This is a genomic window from Paenibacillus alvei DSM 29, from assembly GCF_000293805.1.
GTDB classification, from domain to species: domain Bacteria; phylum Bacillota; class Bacilli; order Paenibacillales; family Paenibacillaceae; genus Paenibacillus_B; species Paenibacillus_B alvei.
Genome location: NZ_AMBZ01000014.1, coordinates 42,325 through 64,854 on the forward strand (window position 1 = coordinate 42,325; position 22,530 = coordinate 64,854).

Sequence of the window (22,530 nt, forward strand, 5' to 3'; positions counted from 1 at the left end):
ATGAAACGTGTAGCTGTGCTCTTCTTCATCCTAATTACATTTGTCGGGTACCCTGTGCAGGCTTCTCCTTTACAAGATGGTTTGATTCCACAGGATCCACGTACGCATATGGGGAACGTGGAGCTTGAATTCAATAGGTACCCTAATTCTCGTTACAATGTGGATTTATGGATAGATGCAACTTGGAATCCACTAAATGTTGTCGGTCATGTCAGCGATGAGCTGCTGAGTATGCAGCTAAGTATTATTAATACCCTATGGTCTTTCGATCGGATGGTATTTAATTTCTCCATTAAGATTGTAGGTGAAGCCTATTCGCTTGATATCGTTGATATGCTTGTTCAGTATATCGGTGAAGGAATTCAAACAATTGCTGGTTTTACCTCTGGTGGGTTTCAAGATTATGGCCTTTGGCCGGCATTAATCTTACTGATCATTACGGTAACGGCTGCTTGGGCTTCGTATGTTTTTATTCTAAAAAGAGAACAATCAAAGGCGATGTCGGGGTTAGTATCGATGCTTATTATATTCGTTCTCTCTCTTGGATATTTTTCTAATGCGAGCTTGGTACTTTCCACAGTAAATGGAGCATCAAAGGAGCTGCAGAACCGTGTCCTCAGTCTCTCTGGTACCCTTGTTAATCCGGGGAAAAGCTACTCAGCTGAAGAAGGACTGGCATCAATACAAAATCAAATGTTCGATTTAATGATAAAGAAACCATACTTGTTAATGCAGTACGGTACAACATCAGTAGATCCAGCACGCGTCGATAGTATCCTCGCGCTAGATTACAATAGCGAAGGGAGAAATCAAATTATCAAAGAGGAAGTAACCGTCAAGAACAATCAAATGATGGGTTCTGAAGGACTAGCAGATAGATTGAGCTTCGTTCTCCTGCAACTTGTAGCAGGAGGGATATTAGCGGTTCAAATGATCCTTCTATCTGGATCTGTGTTATTTTTTCAAATCATGTTCATTGCATTCGTTATGTTTAGTCCAGTGCCGCTGCTGATATCGCTAGTTCCGGCATGGAGGGATACAGCTACTAGTTGGGCAATGAAGACACTTCACAACTTATTAATGAAAGTGGGCATAGCCCTCTTAATGACAATTATCTTTACGGTAGCTGGCTTGCTATATAACGTTCTTCAAAAGAATAACTCCGGTTTCTTATTCATCATCTTTGGCCAAATTGTGGCTTATGTAGGCATTTGGATAAAGAGGAAAGAGTTATTTTCATTTGTTGCACGAATAAGCGGAAGCAATGCTAACTCTGGTAGTAATGATATGTTGAACTACATGAAATGGAAAAATGCAAGCAAGCTAGTCAAAGGTGCATTTAAGGGTTCTAAAAATTTTGTACAAAGCAATCCCAAAGGTGGTTCCACATCGCATCCACCTGTTCAAAGAGAATCGAATGCAGTATCTAGGGGGATGAGTGAAGCCGCTGCAAGCAGAGAGCAGCAGCCTGAATCTAACATACCAGACAATGCAGGGGTTACGAGAAAACTCACTCTTGTTCCAGGATCATTTAATAGAAATACGGACGATTCTACACGGGCTGTAGAACAATCTACAGCAGCACCTACAGGTGCCCTGGAAGAAAGAGATGGAAGCAATGGAGAGAATGGCCAGGTTAGGCAGAATACTGAGGCTCATGCAGGAGCGCAAGAAAATAGTATTCAGACAGTTAAAGCTCGCAGAAAATCATCGGATAAAGCTCCTAAGCCGGCTTTACGTGTATCTCGTAACGCTGATGGGAAAATGAACATAAGTAATACTGCAGTCAGAAGGGAAGAGAGGAGTCCGGAGGCTGGAAAAAAAACTCGCCATTGTTCCGGGATCAATCCATAGAAATGCGGACGATTCTACACGAGCTGTAGAACAATCTACAGCAGCACCTACAGGTGCCCGTGAAGAAAGAGATGGAAGCAATGAAGAGAATGGCGGGGTTAGGCAGAACACTGAGACTCATGCAGGAGCGCAAGAACAAGAAAATAGTATTCAGACAGTTAAAGCTCGCAGAAAAACATCAGACAAAGCTGCTAACCCTGTTTTACGTGTATCTCGTAACGCTGATGGGAAAATGAACATAAGTAATCCTGCAGTCAGAAGGGAAGAGAGGAATCCGGAGGATGTAAACAAGAGGGAAGACCTCCTTCAAAAGTCACCTCGCTATTTCCATGAGGCTAAAAAGTATACGGAAGTTCCTTTACCTGAACCACCTCCACCTGAAGAAAGAAATTATTACGAACCAGATGATATGTCTTGGGATAATAGAAGTGTGGAGTCACTACGAGCAGAAGCAATTCAGAAAGCATCAGGTCATCATCAGAACCACTCAGTTGCTAAAGAACATGTAACAAGTTCTAAGACTAACAGTGTGGGCAAGCGTCGAGAACAGCCAGTGACGAAAAAAGAAAGTACCGTTGAGAACCATTTGAAGAGGAAGGACATTGATACAGGTGCTAAAACTGAACTATAGCCAGAAAAGGGATCGTGTGAAGCTATTCATTATCATTCTGACGTTATTTTCTGGGATCTCTCTATTGTTTTTGTACCTATCTGGATACTTCGATTCTCCTGAAACGCAAATTTCAGGAGAATCGAAGAAATCTGTGAAAACGATCCCCGAAGCTAGTGAAAGTATAAAGAACTCAGGTGGCATACAGACCAGTGATGGTACTGCAAATGCTGAACATAAGGAATCGAAAGAATTACTTTCAAATAATGAAATAGAGAAAACACAGTCAATAGCTACGGAATTCATCAAAGCATACTATGAATTCGATATTACAAAACCTCGTATTTATCCGGAAAGCGTAAAAGATTTAATGTCGGATAAACTCTATGCACAAGAGAATAAGTATGTGCGGCGGGAAAAAGAAAATTCCAAGGTTACCTCGACAAAAGTACTTCCTGTAGATCAAGAGACTGCGGGTGAGGTTATATGGAGCGTTACTGTCAATGAAGAACAGGAATTTTTCGTAAGTTTAAAAAAGTATAAAGAAGGGTGGAAAGTGACTGCCTTCAATATTGAGGGAGATGGTCACTAATGGAAGAACATTCACAAGTTTCAAATGAGGAATCCGTAGCTGCTAATGATCTTGCGAAACAAGTACTGCGCAAAGCTATTGGAACGAAAATCGCAATATCTATGGGAGTAGTAGGATTCCTTCTAGTTGTGGCTATTATCATGATTTACCTGATGTTGATATCTACATTGGGCAAGGGAACCGTAGGAGACAGCATGCCGCAGTCCACATACGGGCAGAAAGTAATACCTTCAGCATTTATACCTGTTTATCTGGAAGCAGAAGAAAGGTTCCGTGTGCCGTGGAGTATTCTAGCGGCTATACATAAGGTAGAGACCGACTTCTCACGAGATTTATCCAGAAGTGCTGTGGGAGCTATTGGACATATGCAGTTTATGAAACGATCCTGGATCGGATGGAGTTATCCAGGTGGAACAGCATTAGGTGACTTGGACATACCTGATTACATCTTGACCGATCCGATAATGATTGAAAAGTATGGCGGATACGGGGTGGACGGTGATGGTGACGGGAAGGCCGACCCAATGAATCTGAAGGATGCTATTTTTAGCGCAGCAAACTATTTAGCCAAACATGGAGCAGCGGAAGGGTTGTACGAAGAATCGATATATGCATACAACCATTCGAAATTTTACGTTCAGCAAGTAATGGATTTGGCGACTCGTTTTGTCGATGGGATCCCGACCGGCTCCGTTCCGGTGGTTATCGATGATACCGCTTGGCCTTTACCAGATGGTATGTACATTACATCTGGATATGGGACAAGATGGGGGAAGCTGCACAAGGGCCTCGACATGGCGGCTGCAGGAAATACTTCAGGGAAGAAAATAGTAGCTTTCGCACCAGGAAAGGTTATATATAGCGGTCTGAGAGGATCCTATGGCTATGCAGTAATTATCGAACACGGGAAGGGAGTCCAAACCCTTTATGCTCACATGATCAGAAAAGGGATCGCGGTCGGGACAAAGGTGCAGGCGGGTACAGTGATTGGAAATGCCGGCAATACTGGAAATTCGCTCGGCGCTCACCTACACTTTGAAGTTCACATAAATGGGAAACCTGTAGATCCGATAGAGTACGTACGAAAGTTTAATCCTAATATCCTTGATAATTGAAAATATAACAAACGGAGGTTCGTATGTATGTACTGCGTTTCCTAATATCCTAGTTTTCGGATGAAAATAGTATTTATTTGGAGGTAAAGATATGAGAGCTTTAATTAATAAATGTACTTCTTTCATTTGCTCATTTGTATTGCTTATCGGTTTTATCATACAACCGTTTGGCATGAGGGTGGCGAATGCTGCTGCACCACAAACTGTTTCTAAATCTATTTATCTTCGTACCACAGTGGGACAAGAAAACGAGGTAGGTAAATTTGATCTGTGGGAGCTCATACCACCATCTATGAGATATAAAGATGGCTTGAAAATACATCGTATTACGATTAAAGGGTCACAAAACTCTTATGCAACATTGGGGCATGGCGGAGGAGACGGGTACATGATCGGTATCTGGTCTTACTCAAAACTTAGCTTTAACGGACAAACTGAAAATCTGGTCTTTACAAGTACGGGAGGGTCAAAGGGAGATTGGAACTCAGGGAATGTACCGAGTAAAGAGCAAGTAAATGAAGAATATAGAGACATTACTTTAGATGGAAAGAGTGAGTTTCAGCTATTTTTATCGGGGGAGAAGATTTCTTTCTATCCGGATACTGCTTCTAGCACTTTGGATGTAAAAGTGGAGATTGAATTTACTCCTCCAAATCTATCTCCAATCTTAGAAGTGGAACAGTATGATCGGGTTGGTAGTTACTTCGTTCATTTGGATGGGAAAGTAAGTGATCCGGATCAAGATGAATTAAATATAGAAGTTGATTTTGCTGGCCATCCTTTTGGTATGACGATACATCCTGGAGAGAGTAATTGGTTTATGAGTCTTCCGGTAGATCGGGTGCCAGAGGGAGTATATTCAAACATTCCGGTTACGGCAAACGATCATAAGTCGCCTCCTGTAACGGTAATGTACAAAGGGAAAATTACCATTGATAGAACACCACCAACAGCACCAAAGATTATTCTAAGTACTGATAAATGGAGTTCTCAGCCAATAAAAGTAAATATTATACCTGGAGTGGATGCGTTATCTGGTGTTGCTCGTACCGAATATAAATTGTCAGGAAACGCGACTCAAAATTGGTCGCGTAATGACGGAGAAGACATTGTGATTCAATCCGAAGGTGTCATTCATATTGCTGCTCGCACAATCGATCGGGCAGGAAACATAAGTAATGAAGTGACTTCTAGCGTTTACGTAGATAAGTCGCAACCCACATCTCCGGTTTTTACAGCCAATCATAATGGCTGGAGTAATAATAATGTGACAGTAAGTTTGGAAGATGGAAAAAGTTCATTTAGTCCTCTAAAGCAGAGTGAATACAGTATTGACGGTCAGCCGTGGCAAATATATCAGCTACCAATTGAAATAAAAAAAGAAGGAATCACTCGTATTTCCGGCCGCACGATAAACCAAGTAGGACATGTGAGCCCTGAATCCTCTATAACAGTGAATATTGATCGGACACCTCCGACTTCACCGAAATTGCAACCTAGTATTACCGGGTGGACGAATCAGGATGTACTCGTTTCGCTTAAGCATGGGGATGATGCTCTAAGTGGTATACGGAATAGTGAATTTAACATAGATGGTCAAGGATGGGTGAATTATTCTTCACCTATTCAAATAACGAAAGAAGGAAGTACACGCGTTTCTGCCCGTACGATTGATCAGGCAGGGAATATAGGACCGGTAACAGAGATTACTGTGAGCATCGACAAATCTGCTCCAGCCATATCGATAAATCCGATTAACCGTACTTGGGATTCTACGGATATTCCCGCAGAAATACGATATTCTGACAGTTTATCTGGGGTAGATCCAAATAGTAGAAAGTATGCGGTAACAAATAGCCCGGTTCCTCCTGCAAATTGGAATACAGCTACAGCCGATGTGCAGCACATTACCATTACGAATGAAGGTGAGTGGTATGTTCATGCTGCAGTAGCAGATAAAGCCGGAAATATAAAGAATGTTTCGAGTCAATCACTACAGCTTCAAAGTATACCGCAAGAGCCTGCTAATTTCCGAGTGACATCGGTAGAAGGCGAAACAGTACATTTAGCATGGGATTTGCCAGCAGGGAATGTACTAGCGGATGGTTACGAATATAACATTGGAAATCTGACGACTGGACGCAGCTGGACGGTCGCTTATCCAGGGCATACACTCCAGGATCAGAATGTTGAAGCAGGAAAAACCTATGAATACCGAATCACGGTAAAGAACCATGTCGGAAGCAGCGCATATACTGTGCCTGTGTCGGCACTGACCTTACCGGCCGCAGTAAAAGGATTATCGGTAAGTCCAATTGGAAGAGAAGCCTTTGCAGGCAGTGTGAAGTTTGAGTCTTCTCTATCCGCCGATCAATATCATATTGCGGTGAGAGAGAACGATACAAAGCAGCTTGTATATGAGAGCACAGTAACGGATGCAACCTATCAACCCATCCAGAACCTGAAGCCGGGCGTAAATTATACAGTTACAGTAACGGCGGAGAATGGAAGTGGGCGAGGAGCTGCAGCAAGTGTTGGGTTCTTATCTCTTCCGGATGCACCGGGTCAATTTTCCGCAATCCAAATCAATACGGATGGCATTTACTTGGGATGGACATCGGTAACGAGTGCAACATACTACGACTTGGAGAGAGATCAAAGCTTCATTTACGGAGGTGCCGACCTCTTTTATAAGGATACCGGACTCCAGTCCGGCACTGAATACAATTACGGAGTATCTGCAAAAAACGATACGGGATATGGGATGAAGTCCGAGCTTGCGAATGTCATTACACTTCCAGCACGGACAAGCGTTACGGCAACGACCTACGGTACTGACAGAATAACGCTGCAGTGGCCGAGCGTGAAAGGGGCAGCAAACTACGTTGTTGGAGTTGACGGACAAGAAGTCGGGACGGTAACTGCAGCAACTTACGGTACACTTCAGACTTATGAAATCACGGGGCTGAATCCAGGAGTGTCCTATCGCTTCAGCCTGCAGCCCGAGAATAGCAGCGGATCCGGAGAAGAGACGTATGTAGTCGCTTTTACACTTCCGGAAGCTGTTACTGAAGGAAGCGTAGAAGTTACAGATATTACGGAGACAACGGCAGTTATGAAGTGGGATGCAGTACCAGGAGCGACAACATATCGTGTACGTATTGGAGAATCATTGTACGAGCTATCGGATACTGTATTGAACTTGAATGGTTTGCAGGAAGGAACGAGTTACCAAAGCATCATCGAAGCTGGGAATGGATCCGGATACGGACCAGGAACGACAATATCGTTCCTGACGTTGCCGCCACAAGTTGGGGAAATTGCGGCATATGAACAAGGAAGTGAGCTGCAGCTGTCATGGAAGCCGGTTCCTTCAGCCAAAGAATATATTGTTGAGAAAAATGGCCAAATAGTAGGGACTGTGAGCGAGTCTGCATGGAAGGCAAAAGATCTCTCCGCTGGTGAAAGCTATCACTTCAGCGTTCGAGCAGTAAATGAAACTGGTGAAGGCTCGAAAACACCGTTCATCTGGCGTATGCTTCCGGATGGTATGGAGGATCTGAAGGTTCGTGTCAGCGATATATCCGAGCACAGCGCGAAATTGAGCTGGGAAGCTGCAGCTGGCGCAGATGGATATCGGGTGTATCAAGGCAAGAAGCAGCTCCTTCAGGTGACAGAAACGAATTCAGTTCTTGATGGCCTGGCGAGTGGATTAACTTATAAAGATTTAAAAATTGTTCCGTTTAATTCTACTGGAGAAACAAAGGGTGCTAAAGTTCCTGCGTTTGCTACGTTGCCGTCTGAATTATTTAAGGTAAATGTGGAAGCAGCAGAAAACAAACTGACGTATCACTTTGAAATTGACTCAGAGAATGAAACGATCGTTGTAGTGAGAGATGGAAAGGAAGTCTATCGTGATAAGGATAGAGAGTTTGTGCTTCGACCACTGCCTAGTGGGGTGGAAATAAAGGTTGAGGTATGGGCGGAAAATGAATTTGGACAGCGCTCAAAAGGACAAGTTATTAAAGCCAAAACATTGAATAGCTCTCAAGATTCAAATGGTACTAGCTCTAGTAGCAATGGATCCGATAATTCTTTTGCCAAGGATCTCAATAAGAAACAAGAAGACCTTGAGATAGTCAATGACGACAAGTCAAAGAATGAGAGTGCAGAGAGTAATAAGGATAACGGAGATATCTTTATTGATATCGATGAGCTATACAACAAGGATAGTATCCTGTCTTTGTATGAAAGAGGAGTGGTCAAGGCTAATCCATATAAGGTGTTTGAGCCGAATCGATCCGTAACGCGAGCTGAGTATATGGCCATGATTGTACGAGCCTTGGAACTGGAAGGAAAAGAAGCTCCTCCTATGTTATTTAGGGATATAGACAAGGAAGCTTGGTATTATCGGGAGCTGCAAATAGCTCATTCCAATGGAATCATAAATGGTTTTAATATCCGAGAGTTCCGTCCGAATGCAATTATTAGTCGTGAACAAGCGGCAAAGATGCTGGGTAATGCACTCAAAAAGAAACAGAGTACAAAGTTATCATATACAGACCAAAAACGAATTGCAGATTGGGCAAAAAAAGAAGTAGAAGCCCTTACTGCATCAACAATTATTCAAGGCTATCCAGATGGGACGTTCCGACCAAAAGAAACAGTAATACGAGCAGAAGGTGCTGAATTCATTTATAAATTCCTGGGCGTTGCCCAGGAATGGCGCTAAGGGGAGGACACTAGAATGAGGAGAAAGGTTCGAAAGTTATTTATCCATGCAATATGTCTATTGATTGTAGCATCTTCATTTCCTTTTGTAGGTGGAAAAATAGAAGCTCGTTCAACGGCTCCAATTCCTACCTTGAACGCGTATCAAAAAGATCGTCACGTCAAATTGGAATGGGCAGTAGAAATGGCTCCAGAGGATGTCATGACCCAAACGTCCTTTGAACCAGGTGATATAATCCCTGACTTACGTGGGGGCGGTAATACTCAATTAGGCAAGCAGTCCATTATCACTTCCAATGAGGCAGCATCAGGAAGCCGTTTTCTTCAAGTGATAGATACCGTAACGAAAAGTGAAGGGAATTTCTGGTGGTACCCAGAAACGAAATCCACGGTGAGCGGCAGTATATTTCCGGCTGTATCTTTTCCAAATGGCTCAGATCTGAGCGTTACATTCAGGGCCCGAAATTTAGGAGGATCAGGTTGGACTCGTTTTGACTTCAGGGGAGAATGGCTTCAGAAAGGAATGCCGTTCCATGATAATAACGGACAAGCAATATATTTTGCAAACTCGGTGGACTTCACCAGTAACCCAAAGAGTTTTGCAGTCAGATTGGCTGATGGTTCAATGCCAAGTTTCAATAATGGGCAACTATTCGTGATCGTAACATCTCACAATACGGACCATAACTATGGGGTTAAGTGGTACATGTGGGATGCAAATAATAAAAAAATGATAGAAGATCCGAATGGTACTGTTATATTTTCTACCAGCCGCCCAATAGATGGGAAAAGTTTTATACCGAACACAGATACTTTTAATGCCGGAGATAGTGTACTGCAGCTGCACCAGACCCCTACAGGTACATTTTCAGATAGATACCTTCCGGCTGATGCCCAATGGCACACGTATAGTCTCAACACAAAATTGGATAGTGGCCTGTATAATTATGAGACTAATGGTATCCATCCTTTAATCTTATGGGCTACTGACGGTATTTTTCAAATTGACGATGTTAAGTTTGGATATGCCACAGAAGTGGAGGTATATCGGGACGGTCAATCTGTTTATCGAGGATTTCTTTCCGACTTTGAGGATACGAGCGCAGTAGATAATGCGGCACCAAACCCGGTGTCAAATGTGCAAGTGAAAATCGGTTCTGACCGTAAGCCGATCATTACATGGGGGCCGGCAACGGATAACGGAACGACCTATAATTACACAATTAAAGGTATCTCTCGGAACGGGGAAACGCCGCTATCTACTCCAAAGTCTGTTACGGTATCTTCCGGAATAAAGGGCTATGCAGTAGCCGTTGATACTAATCCCAACACGATTCCGACCCAAATAAGTACAAACGCAACGAGCATAACAGCGGCACCGCAAAATCATAGTTTTTACGTTCATGTATCCACTGTAGACTATCAAGGAAATGTGTCGAGTGTTGCACATATTCAATATGAAGATAAGACAGCTCCGCAGCTTAATGTAAGTACAGATCATACTTATTGGAGCCAGGGGCCAGTCACTATTACAGCAACAGCAGCGGACTACGAAACAGGATTGAAGCATATTGAACTACCTGACGGACGAAAGATAACCGACGGCACTGCACAATTTGTGGCTACAGCCAATGGACAATATACATTTCGTGCAGAAGACAATGCAGGAAATGTAAAAGAGCAAACAATACAGGTGGGGAATATCGATAAACTAGCACCCACTATTACAATAACACCAGCTGTTCGACAGTGGGATTCAGTAGATATTGCAGCAGAGATACACTATTCGGATACACAATCCGGAGTCAACCCAAATACCCGCCAATATGCGGTTACGAACAGCCCAGCTGCCCCTAGTCAGTGGAAAATAGCTACAGCTGACTTGCAGCATGTAACGCTGGCAGAGGAGGGGCAGTGGTATCTGCATGCGAAGGCAGCAGACCATGCAGGAAATGCGAAGCAAGTTGTTACTCAAGCGCTGCAGCTGCAGCATATGCCGAAAACACCAAACTTTCACGTAACTTCGGTAGAAGAGAATCTTGTTAGTTTAGAATGGGATCTGCCGGCAGGAAGTGCATTAACGGATGGTTATGAGTATGAGATCGAGAACATGACGACTGGACGCAGCTGGACGGTCGCGTATCCACAGCGTACTTTGATAGATCAAGATGTGAAGCCAGGTATGGTTTATGAATACCGTATGCTGGTAAAGAACCATGTCGGAAGCAGCGCATATACTGTACCTGTGTCGGCACTGACCTTACCGGCCGCAGTAAAAGGATTATCGGTAAGTCCAATTGGAAGAGAAGCCTTTGCAGGCAGTGTGAAGTTTGAGTCTTCTCTATCCGCCGATCAATATCATATTGCGGTGAGAGAGAACGATACAAAGCAGCTTGTATATGAGAGCACAGTAACGGATGCAACCTATCAACCCATCCAGAACCTGAAGCCGGGCGTAAATTATACAGTTACAGTAACGGCGGAGAATGGAAGTGGGCGAGGAGCTGCAGCAAGTGTTGGGTTCTTATCTCTTCCGGATGCACCGGGTCAATTTTCCGCAATCCAAATCAATACGGATGGCATTCACTTGGGATGGACATCGGTAACGAGTGCAACATACTACGATTTGGAGAGAGATCAAAGCTTTATTTACGGAGGTGCCGACCTCTTTTATAAGGATACCGGACTCCAGTCCGGCACTGAATATAATTACGGAGTATCTGCAAAAAACGATACGGGATATGGGATGAAGTCCGAGCTTGCGAATGTCATTACACTTCCAGCACGGACAAGCGTTACGGCAACGACCTACGGTACTGACAGAATAACGCTGCAGTGGCCGAGCGTGAAAGGGGCAGCAAACTACGTTGTTGGAGTTGACGGACAAGAAGTTGGGACGGTAACTGCAGCAACTTACGGCACACTTCAGACTTATGAAATCACGGGGCTGAATCCAGGAGTGTCCTATCGCTTCAGCCTGCGGCCCGAGAATCGCAGCGGATCCGGAGAAGAGACGTATGTAGTCGCTTCTACACTTCCGGAATCAGTTGCTGAAGGAAGCGTAGAAGTTACAGATATTACGGAGACAACGGCAGTTATGAAGTGGGATGCAGTACCAGGAGCGACAACATATCGTGTCAGTGTTGGATCTCGATTGTACGAGCTGTCGGATACCCAATTGAACGTAAAGGGCTTGCAGGGAGGAACGAGTTATCAAGGCATCATCGAAGCTGGGAATGGATCCGGATACGGACCAGGAACGACAATATCGTTCCTGACGTTGCCGCCGGAGGTTGGGGAAATTACAGCAGATGAACAAGGAAGTGAGCTGCAGCTGTCATGGAAGCCGGCTCCTTCAGCCAAAGAATATATTGTTGAGCAAAATGGCCAAGTAGTAGGGAATGTGAGTGAGCCTGCTTGGAAGGCAAAAGATCTCTCCGCCGGAGAAACTTATCGATTCAGTGTTCGAGCAGTGAACGAAACGGGCGAAGGGGAGAAAACACCGTTCATCTGGCGCATGCTTCCGGATGGTATCGACGATCTAAAGGTTCGTGTCAGCGATATAACCGAGTACAGCGCGAAATTGAGCTGGGAAGCTGCAGCTGGCGCAGATGGATATCGGGTGTATCGAGGGAAGAAACAGCTTCTACAGGTGACGGAAACGAGCGCGATTCTGGAAGGATTGGAAAGTACGAAAGACTATGAAGGATATACCGTAATTCCATACAATTCAACAGGCGAAGCAGCTGGAGCGAGTGTTGTTCCGAAATTCGAAACAATGCCTTCTGGAGATTTCAAGGTAGAAGTAAAGGCCAGCCAGCATGAATTGAAGTACAGCTTTTCACTTGACTCCGCAAGGGAAATGTTTGTAGTAAGCAAAAACGGCAAGGAGATCTATCGAGGAAACGATCGCGTTTACAGCCTTACAAAGCAGCCGAGCAGCACCGTAGTGAAGGTAGAGGTGTGGACAGAAAACAGATCAGGCCAACGATCGAAAGGCCAGATCATAGAGGCACGAACATTGGATGAACCGAGTACAGGGGGATCTAGTTCTTCCGGAACAACAAGCAAGAAACCAGATCCGATTATAGATTCAAAAAAAACTGAAGAAGCAAGCGACATCTCAGATAAGAAGGATGAAGAAAATGGCATTGCTGAGAAGGACATTGCTGATATAAAAGGGTTGTGGAACCAAGATCGGATTCGAGAGCTCATTAAGAGAGGCATCTTTAGCTTGAATGAGAAGGGAGAATTCGAAGCGTTGCGCGGAATGACACGAGTTGAGTTTATGGCCGTTATTGTACGTGCAGCAGAGCTGGGAGGGAAAGAAGCTCCTCCAATGCTCTATAAGGATGTGAAGAAGGAAGCGTGGTATTACCGGGAATTACAGATTGCTCATTCAAACGGCATCGTTAATGGATTCAACACCTTAGAATTCCGTCCTAATTCGGTAATAACTAGGGAGCAAGCCGCGAAGATGTTGGGGAATGTGGTGGAAAGAAAAAAGGTGTTAAGCTGACATTCCGGGACAGGGAGAACATAGCAAATTGGGCATTGAAAGAGATACAAGCCTTAGCGGCCTCAAAGGTAATAGAGGGCTATCCAGATGGAACATTTCGACCGAAGCTAGGGGTTAATCGGGCGGAAGCAGCGGAACTGCTCTACAAAGCAATTAAAATAAGATCGTAGAAAGTAGACGGTGGTCATAGTACCATCGTCTTTTTTTGTTTCAAAAAAAAACAAAGAATTAAAAAGATAAACGCAACTGATTGAAGAGATTTGAGGGAAAAGGTGAGAACCGGCTACGCCGGTTCTTTTTTTCCGCCCCCGGCTGCGCCGGCAGCGGAAAGGTTTTCCGGCTCGTGAGGGAGAAGCGAGGCTTCTTTCTCCTGTCGATTTGTCCCTTCCAGTACCCGTACGCATCCGGCCCTCTCAGCTAAACATTCAGAACCTTGACTTGAATAGACGAAAAATTATTTTGAGAACTTCACTCAAAATAATTTGTTCGACCCTTACGGGCAATCTATTCAACCCAAGAACCTGCATGTTCTTTACGCTGTGCCGGATACGTACACTGGAAGTCCCATCTCTCCATACGAAAGAAGCTTGCCCGCGATTCACTTGGGCGAGCCTACAAACCTAAAACCTTTCCGCTCATCGCCGCTCGGGCTAGCCAGGAAAACGTTTCTGGAAAGGGGGGGAGGGGAGGTGTGGCACCAGTTGGGATGATCAAAATACAGGAGGAATAATGACATGATTTATCGTTACTATCGAAAGCCAACAACATTTCGTGCAGTGAACTGTGTACGGAGATTGATCGAGAATGGGCGCTTGAAACCAAGCGAAATCGTATCTATTAGAGGTTCATTCTCTATTCAACGATGGTATCGACTGACCATCCGTACGAATACTGAACAGCTTCAATTTACAGGTTTTTCATGGTTTTATCACGGTTCAGGGCCACTAGGGCTTCAGCAGGTTTTGAGGTGGCTCCTTATTCCAGGGGTACCGCCAACAAAACGCGGAAAACGTACGCTAAGCGAAAATTTATTCAAACAAGCCGGAAATTCCGTACGCTAAGGAAATCCGGCTTGTTTTGTGCAAGCATTAAGGGAGATCGACTTTTAACCCGAATTGCTTCTTTGCTTCCGCACTGGTAAGGAAATCTTCTTTATTGACGGGAAGGTTATTCGCCAGCTCGTCCAAGGTTTCAACAATTCCTTGAATTTCATCCTCAATTTCCATGTTTGGGCGGCTATCTGCAAGCATTTTGAGAAAGCTGACAAATTGACCGCCGCCTCCTTGATCCGCCTCATAAAAGGCATCAATAACGTCGAATAATTCATCGGACAATAGATTTATCTCTTCGTCGGTGCATGACTCAAGAAAAGCCATTGTCTCACTCATATCCCTCGTTAATGCGTTGCAAATATCATTCGAGTCGTCCTGAAAACGTGGATCGGTGTAATGCAGACGCTTTTTACGTTGAATCATCCATTTCACTTTTTCGTAGTCGAGCATGATTTAATCACCTCACTTTTTCTCTGTAAAGCACCCTATTCTTCGGTCGAACCCTGTTTAAGAGGCCGTAATCCCTTTAGAGCTGCGATTTGTTTTAGATCAAATTTGTATTCGCCTAAGAAATTAATATGTTCCCAGCCAAGAGGGGAAATATGCTTCAACAATTCTTCATTCAATTGCTTATGGCTCTTTCTATATTCCGTTGCCTGTGTCAAATAAACCGTATTCCATACACTGATTGCATTGATGAGGATATTTAATGCACTGGCCCGTTGGAGCTGATCTTGCAGAGCGCGTTCACGCAGCTCGCCGTGTTTGCCAAAAAAGATCGCTCTGGCCAATGCGTTCATTGCCTCTCCTTTATTCAAACCCCGGTTGATCTTCCGCCGCAGCGCTTCGCTTGAAATGTAGTCCAGGATGAAAATGGTTTTTTCGATACGTCCCATTTCCCGGAGTGCGGTTGCTAAACGGTTTTGACGAGCATAAGATCCGAGTTTCCCCATGATCAGTGATGCCGAAACCGTCCCTTCCCGGATGGAGTGCGCGAGCCGTAATACATCATCGTAATTCTCCTGAATGATCTTTGTATTAATTTGGCCACGCAGCAGCTTCTCCAGTTTCGGAAAATCGCTAGGCTTCCCGATAGTATACAGTTTGGAATCAGAAAGGTCGCGTAGCCGCGGCGCAAAGCGGAAGCCAAGAAGATGTGTCAGACCAAAGACTTGATCGGTATATCCGGCTGTATCCGTATAATGTTCTTCGATGGACAAGTCCGTTTCATGATGGAGTAACCCGTCAATGACGTGCACCGCATCTCTGGCGTTTGTGTTGATCACTTTGGTATAGAAACTGGAGAATTGATCGCTGACGAATCGGTAAATCGTAGCGCCTTTTCCTGTACCGTAATGCGGATTCGCATCGGCATGAAGCGAGGCAACCCCGATCTGAACGCGCATCCCGTCTGATGAGGACGTTGTGCCATCGCCCCAATAAGAAGGAAGAGACAACTTATGGTGGTAATTGACAAGAACAGCTTGCGCTTTGTTCATGGCATCTTCATAAAGTCGCCATTGGGCTGCGTTGGCCATCTGCCGGTATGAAATATCCGGAGTAGCTTCGGCCATTTTGGTCAAGCCAATATTCGTACCCATTGCCATAATTGTCGCCATGAGTACCTTTGTTTCTTCATCGTTCGGCGGTCGATTTGTTGAAGCGTGAATGAATTGCTCGTGAAATTTTGTCCAGTTCCCTACCTCGATCAGCAGATCGGTCAGCTTAATGCGAGGAAGCAGCTCATACAAGGATACGCTGAAATCTCGCGCTTCTTCCGGCGTATCCTTTTCCAAGCGTTCGATATGCAGCTTACCGTTCTCTACGTTTATGCCTTCGAGGTCATCCACATTTTTTGAAACCCATTCTAGCCTTTTGAGCAGCGATTCCGTACGTTCAGTCAAGTAATCGCTGCCCGACATACTCACTGCGAGTTTTGTAGCTCCGGGTTCAATTCGTGCCCAATTTTCTTTCGGAACCAGGTACTCATCGAAATCTTTATGCTGACGGCTTCCGACAATGGATACGTCACCGGAACGAACATAATTCCGAAGCTCCGTGAGAACAGCCATTTCATAATAATGCCGGTTGATTGTTCCATCATCATCGTAAACGTGCTTCTGCCAGCGGTTCGAAACGAAGTTCAGCGGTGCGCCTTCCGGAACCTTTCGCTTTCCGGTTTCATTCATATCCCGGATGATATCAACCGCCTTCATTAGCGGCTCTGCTGACTTGGTTGATCGAAATTCCAACGATTTTAACAGTGTTGGCGTATATTTCCGGAGCGCATAGAATTTCTTTTCCAGCAAGTCCAAATAGTCGTAATCGACGGGCCGTGCCAGCCGCTTGGCTTCCTCCACGGATGCGACGATTTGATCCCACGGCATGACAGCATCAAGCGCAACAAACGGATCAGTGCCTTCGCTTCGGGCTTTGATCAGAGCCGCCCCAAGATCAGCAAAGTGAACCACTTTTTCGTTTATCGATTTTCCGTTTTGTTTTTGAAGTTCCTCTTGGGCTTTTCGTCCTTTAGACAGCAGTTGCATGACCTGCCGGTCGTGGATATCAAATGCCTGGTCGGTCAAGTCTTGGACAAGCTCAATGAAATAGGCGACCAAAATAGCGTATTTCTTTGGATCATCGAATCGTCGAAAGGAATGTGGCTCATATCGCGCCCCAACTTTGGATAGCTGGCGTAGTCGATTCGGATGAATGCCCTTTGTATCGATTTGTAAGCGTAAGTCCCTTACAAAATCAAGCTTTTCAATCACTTTGAGGAAAGCGTCAGGGGAGCTGCTTCCGGGCATTTCACGTAGCCAAGCGAGATATGTCTTGCTGCTTTCCGGCATAGGAGAAAGAATGCGATCCAATTTTTCAATCTGCTCCGGAGTGAGAGACGAAATAAGCAGCTTGGATATTTTCTCCTCTGCACGCTGGCGGGCTTCCCATACCACACGCTCAATCGTTGTCATGCCGGGCAAAATGATTTTCTGTTTGCGCAGCTCCTCAATTGTCGTCCGGAGTAGATAATCAGCATTCCCGTTCTCTAACGCATATTTCAACATGATTTGGGAGATTGACCGGTATTCCCGAAGTGTAAAATTCCGATAGCCGTATGCCTGGCGTATTTCCTCCATATGTTCCCGGCGAGTCGGCTCGCGCTGGGCGTACAGCGCGAAAACATCCGGCTCTACGCCAACCTGTTTAGCGATATAACTAAGCACCGACTCTGGAATCGGAATCATTTTGAGATCCGATAAAGACCATCCGGGGAAGCGTAGAACGGCCAATTGGACTGCAAATCCCAGACGGTTGTGATCGCGCCTGTGGTTGTTAATGATGTCGAGGTCATGTTGAGAAAATGTGTAGTACGTGCCCAAATCCCAATCGCTGTCGGACGGGATCTGCATGAACTCCTCTCGCTGCTCTGCCGTCAATAACTCTTTACCCCTCATCGAAAAACACCTTCCGTTATAAAAGTTCCATTTTGCGTTTCAGCTTGGCTTTATCCGGATTCGTGTAGAGCAGAGTCGTGTTGATATTGGAGTGACCAGCTTGATTTGCGACTTCATGAATGCTTAACCCTTTTTCAATTGCATTGGTACAAAAGAAATGTCGTAGCTGATGCGGCGTAATTTTAGGGCTGTACTGCTGAAAGATGCGATTGACTACCGTTCGGTTCAGATTATCGTTTTTCTTGCTTACGAATAAGAACTTGGAATTTTCCGCCACGCTGTACCGGATGCGATCCTTTAAGTAGTCGCGTAGAGCATTGATAATTTTGGTGTTCATAAGAACAGTTCTTTGCTTTTCGCCTTTTCCATTCCGGATGATGCACTCGCCGGTCTGCAAATTAAAGTCACTTAGCCAGATGGAAAGGGCTTCGGAAATACGCATTCCCGTATAGGCGAGGAGCGTGACAATCGCATAATTTCGTTTGTTTTTGCTTTCAAGTACTTTTTGCACAAACTGTTTTACTTCCAACTCCGTAACCTGCGTGGGGGAAGTATATTCTGTCTGTACTTTGATCATATCCGTTTTCTGGATCACCACGTCGTTCTGGATGCCCGAGGAGATCAGAAAGTCATTATAGCTGCGTAGACTGCTAAGTTTGTGATTGATGGTCTTGGCGTTATTCAACTTGATGTTCTTCAAGTAGCTCATGTAATCAAGCACGTTTTGCCGATACAGAGCCACACATTCTTGACCGAACGATTCTTCAAACCATTTGAAATATTGATTTATATTCAGAACATATCCTTTAATCGTGTTTTGGCTTTTTCCTTTCGCTTTAAGGTAGGCGGAAAACGCATCGATCCTGCTCATGCTTCATAACTACCCACTTGCTCGATTGTCTTTATTGCTTTAACGTATTGGGATTTTATTCCTGTTACCATAATCAAAACATCCCCTCATCGTTATCCGAATAAATTGTGTTGCATAAGAAATCATAGCAATTTCTATAAATTGTGTTGCATAGGATATCCTGATTGTACCATCTACTAGACTCGTATACAACACAATTTATATTGTGTTGTAGTCGATCCAGCGCCTGTAAAAAATTTGATTTTGAAGTGTATGGTCCTGTATATTGTGTTATAATAAAAGTATGAATTCAGAATACTGAATGATGAAAGGATGAACCGGGATGTTCGACATTCAAGTAAATGAACGCGGACAAATTACGATACCCAAAGAGCTTCGTGATAAGTTTAATATCAACCCTCGCGACAACCTGAAAATTGACATCGATAAACAAGGTCGATTGATCTTGTTTAAAAAAGATTTGCTGGACGATCTGGAGGATTTGATTAAACGGGATCTGATTAACGAAGGGTACTCCGAAGAAGACTTTGCAGAAAAAATTCCTGAACGCAAGCAAGAACTCGCCAAGGCTCTTATGAAGGTCGTCAAGGAATCCGAGCAGCAGCATGAACAGGGGGAGTTCACTTCGCTGCAAGACTTAAAAAAAGAGCTAAAAGACGAGGGCTACCTATAATGTACCAATTACATGTCACAAACCAAGCCAAAAAAGATTTGAAACGGCTGGATAAGCCGATCATTAAGATTGTTCTCGGTATATTAGATGATATTGCAGAAAACCCTCATGCCGGTGAACCACTCCACGGTGACTTATCGCATTTGAAAAAATGGTCTTTTACACACTTGGGAATCGGTTACCGCATTGCGTATCAAATTTACGAGGAACACATCGAGGTAAAAGTCTTCATGATCGGCACCAGAGAAAATTTTTACGATGAGCTAAAGCGGAGGAGATAGAGGTTTATGGCCACTTCTGATAACAAAACTATGTTAGAGACATTAGGAATTGATTTGGACAAGCCGGTAACGATTTGCGGATCTCGCTTTCCAGAGGACAGCGGTAAGGATTTAAAAATCATCATTCAGGGCGAAAGTGAAGTGTTTGGCGGCAATGATTTGAAGTTGCGCGCGGCCCTCGATCTTATTGGTTCGTTTGACTTCAAGTTTCAAGAGGAAGACGATCCATACATTCGAGACAAGACTTACATAACCCTTATCGACCGGATAGGTGCCATGATGAAATCCTACTGGCTAGATCCTTCGATGGAAAAGAAAATGAATATTGAAGCTGTAAAGGACTTTATCGAATTCGTTATCAATGAAAAAATGCACGAAAGCCGTGAATTCAAAAACCTGCTGGATCAGGAGGATGAGTTCTGATGGCCAGGCGAAAAAGTAAGGCTAAACAACAGGAAGAATTATTAAAAGCATTATTCGGATTATTTGGCTTTGGAGGATTCTTTGGAACCTACTATCTTACGAAGTCATTGAACGCTTCTATCATTGTCGCCGTTGTCCTGGTCGCCATTGTAATTACCATCATGGTTATTCGCCAGTTAAATCATATTGAACGCCTAAAAAAGTCGGGAATAGCCGATATCGATCAAATGGACGGCAGACAATTTGAACATTATCTTGGCTACTTGTTCAAGTCACAAGGATATGCAGTAAAAGTTACTCGCGCAGCCGGTGACTATGGAGCCGATTTGGTGCTTGAGAAGGCCGGAAAAAAGATTGTCGTACAAGCAAAGCGTCACAGCAAGAGTATTGGGATTGAAGCCGTTCAGCAGGTTCACAGTTCCCAAAATTACTATGGGGCATCGGAGGCATGGGTATTATCCAATCGCGATTATACCGAAGCTGCTCGCAACTTGGCCAAATCCAATGGCGTTCGATTAATTGGCCGCGACGAGCTTGTGGAGATGATTTTGAAAATGAATCCTGGATCTGTTCCGAACCCAAAGCAAGTCATTCAAGAAAATCCTACCCAATCTCAAATGTGTAACCGCTGCGGAAATCCTATGGTTCTGAGAAAAGGTCCTAAAGGGGAATTCTATGGTTGTAGCACATTTCCAAAGTGCAGAAACATGAAGGCTGTATCATCTTAAAAAGCGGAAAAAGAAGCAATTCCACCGGCCCTCGCAAAGCAGTGGGGTTGCTTCTTTTGCATAAATCATTGAGCTATCGCATTCGCCCAGTGATGTAACGTTTCTAAACTTATTATAGCTTGAAGCAGATTTATTTCAAAGTGTCTTAGCGTACGCATTTTCATGCAATGCTGACTTTATTTTTCCTTAGCGTACGTTTTCCGCGTTTTGTTGGCGGTACCCCTACTTCTCTTGTTGTCTGAGCGATGCAAAATCCCTGAATTTTTCGAACAATGCGGTACATTTTTTAAAGTCACTGTCATTGTTAAGCATATGAGACAATTCCAATGACTGTAAAGTATTTTCTAATCCATTTTGGTAATCTGACTTCTTTAAGCAGTAGATAGCTAGCTGGTACAAGAAAGTGAAAGTATGTGTTTTATTTATATGATCCTCAAAATCTCTAAATTCGTGGACTTGTTTCGAAAATTTAGCTAGAACGTCATCTACAGGCATGTCATGGAGGTTGGCCGATTCCATGATCGTCACCATTCCTGGTAGTATTTCCTCCGGATTCGATTCCAAGAAATCTACATAATCCGGAAGAACTTCCGTTTTGCCCGATAGCAAATCTAACGTGTACGAATTGGCTTTAGCATAAAGGCGGAACCGTTCTACCTCTTCATAACCGGCTTCGTCCAGATCATTGAACCATCCCAACTCAGCGTATTTGGTAACAAACTCTTTTGCAGATTGGTAATCGCCTTGTTTTTGTAGAGCCGTTGATTTAGCTAAGTAGCTAAACCCGTAATAATAAACCAGTGGCAATTCAGCAGCTAATTCAACTTCGAGTTGATGAGCTCGTTTTTGTTGCTGATCGTGATATATCCGACTCGCAACGGTATGTAATTTGTCTGCAAATTGACTGACTTCATCCCACATATGCAACGTAAAGTAGATTCGGAGCATTTTGAGAATCGCGTCAAGCTGGTAATGCTCAGGAAGTTTATTTATAACTGGCTCAAATTGTATTGCAGCTCGTAAGTTCTCTCTAGCATCTAGCGAGTTTTTAAGTATAAATATTCGGTACACACTTAAAGCAAAATAATAATTGGATAAACTATCATTTGCTTCATTCTGAACGACACATTCATAATACGGCAAAGATTCCTTACGTTTCCCTTCCGCGAATAAACGCTCCCCAACTTCAAATACGAGCTTTATATTTTGGGTTTCTTCCAACAAAGAATAGGCTTCCTTGTGGGGCGGATTTTGACGCTCCATGTTACCTGCCTCCATTTGGATTATTCTTGTGTATTTACTAGAAGATTGTCGATCTGGTTAGTGATGTAATAAACACATATTCCTAATATATGCATAAATTTACCAACGGTCAAGCGATGCATGCCGTCGTAAAAACGAAAAAGGCCCCGAAAATTAAAGGGCCTTTCTGCATGAAAACATTTACTAGACTCATAGGGAGTGCTAGAATTATTTCCAAGAACGAAAAAAGCGCCCATCGCTTTGGCCGGCTGATGGCGCTCTTCGTTCACATAGATAAGGGGTACGTATACCCTTTTTTAGTTGTATCTTCATTTTAGCAACTGAAAATGGTTACGTCTACCCCTCCAACGGAGGGATTTTTTA

16 protein-coding genes are annotated in these 22,530 nt (G+C 44.0%); 12 read left to right on the plus strand and 4 right to left on the minus strand.

Annotated features, from left to right (window positions below; all coding sequences use genetic code 11):
• From PAV_RS29255 to PAV_RS29285, 8 genes are all read left to right on the plus strand, one after another.
• The gene (locus PAV_RS29255; RefSeq protein ID WP_005552016.1) at positions 1-1,854 is read left to right on the plus strand and encodes a CD3337/EF1877 family mobilome membrane protein; all 1,854 of its coding nucleotides are present in this window, start codon (positions 1-3) and stop codon (positions 1,852-1,854) included.
• 232 nt (positions 1,855-2,086) lie between these two features.
• Positions 2,087-2,485 (plus strand): hypothetical protein, encoded by a 399-nt coding sequence (locus PAV_RS29260; protein ID WP_005552019.1) that lies wholly within the window; start codon positions 2,087-2,089, stop codon positions 2,483-2,485.
• Positions 2,457-3,056 (plus strand): hypothetical protein, encoded by a 600-nt coding sequence (locus tag PAV_RS29265; RefSeq protein ID WP_005552020.1) that lies wholly within the window; start codon positions 2,457-2,459, stop codon positions 3,054-3,056. The genes PAV_RS29260 and PAV_RS29265 overlap by 29 nt, the downstream gene beginning before the upstream one ends.
• Complete coding sequence (locus tag PAV_RS29270) at positions 3,056-4,171, plus strand: peptidoglycan DD-metalloendopeptidase family protein (RefSeq protein WP_005552021.1); 1,116 nt, start codon at positions 3,056-3,058, stop codon at positions 4,169-4,171. Before PAV_RS29265 ends, PAV_RS29270 begins: the two co-directional genes overlap by 1 nt.
• A gap of 91 nt (positions 4,172-4,262) precedes the next feature.
• A complete protein-coding gene (locus PAV_RS29275) occupies positions 4,263-8,903 on the plus strand; it encodes an OmpL47-type beta-barrel domain-containing protein (RefSeq protein WP_005552022.1) in 4,641 nt (1,546 codons plus the stop codon).
• A gap of 15 nt (positions 8,904-8,918) precedes the next feature.
• A complete protein-coding gene (locus tag PAV_RS29280) occupies positions 8,919-13,421 on the plus strand; it encodes a fibronectin type III domain-containing protein (protein WP_005552023.1) in 4,503 nt (1,500 codons plus the stop codon).
• Positions 13,418-13,591, plus strand: a complete 174-nt coding sequence (locus PAV_RS37815) for an S-layer homology domain-containing protein (protein ID WP_081505862.1) — start codon at positions 13,418-13,420, stop codon at positions 13,589-13,591. Before PAV_RS29280 ends, PAV_RS37815 begins: the two co-directional genes overlap by 4 nt.
• A gap of 564 nt (positions 13,592-14,155) precedes the next feature.
• Positions 14,156-14,482 (plus strand): hypothetical protein, encoded by a 327-nt coding sequence (locus PAV_RS29285; protein WP_005552024.1) that lies wholly within the window; start codon positions 14,156-14,158, stop codon positions 14,480-14,482.
• 27 nt (positions 14,483-14,509) lie between these two features.
• Here PAV_RS29285 and PAV_RS29290 read toward each other — a convergent pair whose 3' ends face one another.
• The 3 genes from PAV_RS29290 to PAV_RS29300 are packed head-to-tail and all read right to left on the minus strand — an operon-like array spanning position 14,510 to position 18,799.
• Positions 14,510-14,923: a hypothetical protein gene (locus PAV_RS29290; protein WP_005552025.1), complete on the minus strand. Its 414-nt coding sequence runs from the start codon at positions 14,921-14,923 to the stop codon at positions 14,510-14,512.
• A gap of 35 nt (positions 14,924-14,958) precedes the next feature.
• Entirely contained in the window at positions 14,959-17,928 is a 2,970-nt protein-coding gene (locus PAV_RS29295; protein ID WP_005552026.1) for a Tn3 family transposase, read from the minus strand.
• Positions 17,929-17,944: 16 nt separating this feature from the next.
• Positions 17,945-18,799 carry a tyrosine-type recombinase/integrase gene (locus PAV_RS29300; protein WP_005552027.1) on the minus strand — a complete coding sequence of 285 codons (855 nt, stop codon included), beginning with the start codon at positions 18,797-18,799 and terminating at the stop codon, positions 17,945-17,947.
• 322 nt (positions 18,800-19,121) lie between these two features.
• Here PAV_RS29300 and PAV_RS29305 point away from each other — a divergent pair, with 322 nt between their 5' ends.
• The 4 genes from PAV_RS29305 to PAV_RS29320 are packed head-to-tail and all read left to right on the plus strand — an operon-like array spanning position 19,122 to position 20,904.
• On the plus strand, positions 19,122-19,472 hold the full coding sequence (locus PAV_RS29305; protein WP_005552028.1) for an AbrB/MazE/SpoVT family DNA-binding domain-containing protein: 351 nt from the start codon (positions 19,122-19,124) through the stop codon (positions 19,470-19,472).
• Positions 19,472-19,753 carry a type II toxin-antitoxin system RelE family toxin gene (locus PAV_RS29310; RefSeq protein ID WP_005552030.1) on the plus strand — a complete coding sequence of 94 codons (282 nt, stop codon included), beginning with the start codon at positions 19,472-19,474 and terminating at the stop codon, positions 19,751-19,753. Before PAV_RS29305 ends, PAV_RS29310 begins: the two co-directional genes overlap by 1 nt.
• Before the next feature lie 6 nt (positions 19,754-19,759).
• Positions 19,760-20,176, plus strand: a complete 417-nt coding sequence (locus PAV_RS29315; RefSeq protein WP_005552031.1) for a hypothetical protein — start codon at positions 19,760-19,762, stop codon at positions 20,174-20,176.
• Complete coding sequence (locus PAV_RS29320) at positions 20,176-20,904, plus strand: restriction endonuclease (RefSeq protein WP_005552032.1); 729 nt, start codon at positions 20,176-20,178, stop codon at positions 20,902-20,904. Before PAV_RS29315 ends, PAV_RS29320 begins: the two co-directional genes overlap by 1 nt.
• A 222-nt stretch (positions 20,905-21,126) precedes the next feature.
• On the opposite strand, the gene PAV_RS29325 is transcribed toward PAV_RS29320, so the two are convergent.
• Complete coding sequence (locus PAV_RS29325; RefSeq protein WP_005552033.1) at positions 21,127-22,167, minus strand: hypothetical protein; 1,041 nt, start codon at positions 22,165-22,167, stop codon at positions 21,127-21,129.
• Positions 22,168-22,530: the final 363 nt, after the last annotated feature.